The organism is Devosia riboflavina (assembly GCF_000743575.1).
Classification (GTDB): Bacteria; Pseudomonadota; Alphaproteobacteria; order Rhizobiales; family Devosiaceae; genus Devosia; species Devosia riboflavina.
The window spans coordinates 1-937 of sequence record NZ_JQGC01000087.1 but is presented as its reverse complement, the minus strand read 5'-3'; the positions used below and the strand labels follow the sequence as shown (position 1 = coordinate 937).

Sequence of the window (937 nt, the reverse complement as noted above, 5' to 3'; positions counted from 1 at the left end):
GAGTGAAACCGTCCCACGACAATCATGTGACGTTTGCATATCAGCCATGTAACAATTGAATGAACACGTGATCATACCCAAAGGTCAAGTGGAGATTGGCGGACTGTCACAACGCCGATATGAAGGCAGGCAAGGATGTGCATCGATTGAACACGCTGCCAGGTCGGAGGAGCAATTGAGCGACGACAGCGCCGATACCGAACGCACGCGCGAGCACCCGGGGAGTTCCACCGCGCTCGACGTGGCGAAGGCCGCAAAGGTCTCGCGGATCATGGTTTCCCGGGCCTTCAACCCTGAGGCTTCGGTCAGGCCCGACAAGCGGCAGCACATTCTCGATGTGGCGGCGAGCCTGGGCTATCACCCGGATATGGCCGCCCGCGCCATGGTCACCCGCCGCTCGAACCTCGTGGCGGTGGTGGTCAGCACGTTGGCCAATCCGTGGGAAGCGCAGGAAATCGACGCGCTCACCGCCGTGTTGCAGGAGGATGGGCTGGCCGTGATGGTGTTCCGCATGGAGCACAAGAGCCGGCTGCAATTCAATTTCGCCCATATCCGCGCCTATCGACCTGCCGCCGTCATCGCCTACATGGACGATCTCAAGCCACACCAGCTGCGCCGTGCCTTCGGCAATTCCCCGGCCATCTACCCGGTCTATGGCGCCCATGCACCCACGGACCACGACGAGCACATGGTCGACCGCCTCCATGTCGAGCAGCACGAGGGAATCGCCAACGCCGTCCGGCTGCTTGCCGGCACCGGCCGCAAGCGACTGCTTTACGTGCGCGGGGAGGGGGCCGCTTCCGATCTCGACCGGGTCAACGCGCTCGAGGAGGCATTGGCCGAGCACAGCATCGTCTTCGAAGCCGCCATCGACGGCAATTTCGACTACGCCACGACTCGCGCCGCTGTCATCAATTACTGGCGCGGCGAAGGTCAG

1 protein-coding gene is annotated in these 937 nt (G+C 62.5%); it reads left to right on the top strand.

The window, feature by feature from the left end; translation table 11 throughout:
• Positions 1–175: 175 nt before the first annotated feature.
• Positions 176–937, top strand: a 762-nt coding sequence (locus tag JP75_RS24820; protein WP_035087995.1) for a LacI family DNA-binding transcriptional regulator, incomplete at its 3' end; no start/stop codon positions are given.